This window comes from uncultured Campylobacter sp. (assembly GCF_938045205.1).
GTDB lineage: Bacteria > Campylobacterota > Campylobacteria > Campylobacterales > Campylobacteraceae > Campylobacter_B.
Map to the genome: position 1 here is coordinate 1 of NZ_CALIMY010000166.1, position 3,128 is coordinate 3,128.

Consider the following 3,128-nt stretch of genomic DNA (forward strand, 5'->3'; position numbering starts at 1 on the left):
GGCGGGAAGGGGGCTTAAATTGCGAGGTCGCTCCCCTCCCCCCCCCAAGCCCCACCCATCCCCCTACGACGCTTTATAAGGGGCGAGCTACGCTCGCGCTAATTTTAAACTGCGGACTGCGGCCGCGTTAAATTTAAATTTCGGCACGGCGGGGATAAGGCGGATGTAAATTTAAAATTTAACCGCCGTGAGTCGAGAAGCGCAATCAAAGCCCAAGCCCAGAGCTCCGGCGAAATTTTATAAAATCTCCCTGAAATCATACCCTGCGTTTTTGAGCGCCCAGGCGATGTCCTCTTGGTGAGCCTTGCCTTTGGTCTCAAGCGTAATCGTGATCTGCGCGTCGCCGTACTCGATATTGGTTGAGAAGCGGTCGTAGTCGATCTTGACGATGTTTGCGTTGGCGCGGCGCAAAATTTCGGTAAGCCCCGTAAGCGCGCCCGGCTTATCGACGAGCGTGACGTTGATCGTCATCTTACGGTGCGATTTTATGAGGCCCTTTTCGATAATGATGTTTAGCATCTGCACGTCGATGTTACCGCCGCTTAGGATAATTCCGATCTTTGCGCCCGCGGGGAATGCAAATTTCGCGTTCATTAGCGCCGCTACGCCCGCCGCACCTGCGCCCTCGACGATGATTTTTTGCTGCTCGAGCAGATAGAGTATCGCGCTTGCGATCTCCTCGTCATCGACCTGCACGAACTCATCAACGCACTCGATGATCGTAGAAAGCGTGATCTCGCTCGTATCTCGCACCGCGATACCGTCGGCGATGGTGCGGACGGATTTGGAATTTAGTGGCTTTTTCGCGACGAAGCTATCGTGCATCGCGGGCGCGCCCTTGGCGGCTACGGCGATGATTTTGATGTCGGGGTTAATCTGCTTGGCGCAGCTGCAAACCCCCGTCGCAAGCCCGCCGCCACCAACCGGAACGACGATGTATTCAAGATCTGCGACCTCTTCGATCATCTCAAGCGCGATCGTGCCCTGGCCCGCTTGGACGAACTCGTCGTTGAAGGGATGGACAAACGTCAGATTGTGCTCTTTGGCATATTCCAGTGCAAACGCGTACGCCTCGTCGAAATTATCGCCCTTTAGGATAATCTCTGCGCCCAGAGCCTTCGTGCCGCTTACCTTAAGTAGCGGCGTGGCTTCAGGCATTACGATCACGGCATGCACGCCGAATTTTTGCGCGCTCATCGCTACGCCCTGGGCGTGGTTGCCCGCGCTTGCAGCTATTACTCCATGGGCCCGCTCCTCATCCGTTAGGTGCGCGATTTTATTGTAAGCGCCGCGAATCTTATACGCGCCGGTGCGCTGCAAATTCTCGCTTTTGAGATACACTTCCGCGCCGTAAAGCTTGCTGAGCTTCGGCGCCAAAGCAAAGGGCGTTTTATAGACGAAATCGTTTATCGTGCGCTTTGCTTGGATGATTTTATTTAGATCAACCATCTACTTCCTTTCGTAATTTTAAATTTTGTTATTATACATATTTTAGGCGAAATTTTATCCCGCGCGCCGTCTAAATCCACAACTTCGGTTGTAAACCCGCCTAACTCCTGCGCTTTAGCAGCACGCCGCATTCGATATGGCTCGTATGCGCGAACTGATCGAAGATCGCAAATCTGCGCACCTCATGCGTAGCGCAAAGCGAGCGTAAATTTTCAAAAAGCGTCTGCGGATTACAGGAGATGTAGATCAAATTTTGAAAATTTTTTATGAAATCAATCACGCTAGGCTCCAGCCCCGCGCGCGGCGGATCGATCAAGACGTGCGAAAAATCGTAGCTGAAAATATCGATCCCCTTTAGCCGCTCAAACCCACGCCTGCGCGCAAACGCGCTCATCAGCTCATCTGCGCTAAGGCGAACGAATTGCGCGTTACAAACGCCGTTGAGCTCGCAGTTTATGCGGGCATTAGCAATCGAGCTTTTTGAAATTTCGCTCGCCAGCACGCGGTTAAATTTAGCCGCAAGCGGGATGGTAAAGTTACCGTGCCCGCAGTACAGCTCCAGCAGATCGCGCGCGCCGGAGCTTTCTGGGCGCACGGAATGTTTTTCGCAGCTCGAATTTTGCGCAGCGGACTGCTCGTGGCTCGAATTTTGCGCACTTTGCTTTTCGCAATCTAAATTTTGCGCGGTCAAATTCTGTTCGATGAAATTTTGAGAGGCGGAATTTTGCGCATCTAAAACCTTATGGGCGAAATTATCATCCGCAGAGCTTTCGTCTGCGAACGCACAGTTAAATTTCACGGAATTTTCGCCGCTAAATCTCGCTTGCGCAGAATTTGATGGAGTAGAATTTCGGCAAGCGGCATCCAATTCGGTAGAATTTTCAGAAGCGAAATTTCGATCCATAGAATTTTGCGTAGCAGACTGCTCACAGCCATAATTTTGCTCGGCGGAATACTCCGCTATGAAATTCTTTGCGACGGAATTCCGTGCGGCAAAATTTTTTTCAACAAAATTCCTATCGGCGAAATTCTGCGCGGCGCATAGCTCGCTCGCACCCTCTTTGCCGAAGTCCACGCAGCTTCTCGCCCAGGCGATCATCTTTTCGTTCACGCCGCGGTTGGGCTGGATGAAGGCGTTTTCGCCGAAGCGAAATTTATAAACTCGCCCGTCCACGCAAAGCTCGTCCGTGAGGCTTAGCTCGCCGCTTAGCAGCTTCTGTCCGCGCGCGCGAGCCATAACCCTGATGCCAAGCTTGCCTGCCAGCTCGCAAATCGCCCCCTGCTCGCGCTCGCCCAGGCGCTTGTGATAAAGCAGCGTCGCCAAAATCCCGCTGGCGCACGAGATAAACTCGACGCCGAAGAGCCTTTCTTTTAAAGCTTCGCTCCGCCTAAGCGCCTCTAGCAGCCGCGGCATTAAATTTGCGATAGGAAGCACTACCTTAGGGCATTCGTTAATTAAAATTTTCTTGCTACGTGCGCCACCCATCGTGTAAGCAAGATCAAATGCGCTATGCCAAATATCGTGCCAGATGCCAAATTCCGCCCTGATACGATAATTTTGCGGTTGCGAGGCAAAAAATTCAAACTCGCCGTCAAAAAATTCTCTGAACTTATCGCTTATCAGCTGCTTTTTGTATGAAATTTGATCCTCATAGGGCTCACCGAGCGTGCAGCTGCCG

The 3,128-nt window shown here is 52.1% G+C and carries 1 protein-coding gene and 2 pseudogenes; all 3 read right to left on the reverse strand.

Annotated elements, in window-relative coordinates; genetic code table 11:
- Window positions 1–237 precede the first annotated feature (237 nt).
- Window positions 238–1,449 (reverse strand): threonine ammonia-lyase, encoded by a 1,212-nt coding sequence (ilvA, locus tag Q0198_RS10350; RefSeq protein ID WP_005872070.1) that lies wholly within the window; start codon window positions 1,447–1,449, stop codon window positions 238–240.
- Window positions 1,450–1,549: 100 nt separating this feature from the next.
- Window positions 1,550–2,032: pseudogene (locus tag Q0198_RS10975) on the reverse strand (methyltransferase domain-containing protein); the annotation flags it as partial.
- Between the two features lie 498 nt (window positions 2,033–2,530).
- A pseudogene (locus Q0198_RS10360) lies at window positions 2,531–3,091 on the reverse strand (tRNA (uridine(54)-C5)-methyltransferase TrmA); the annotation flags it as partial.
- Between the last annotated feature and the right edge of the window lie 37 nt (window positions 3,092–3,128).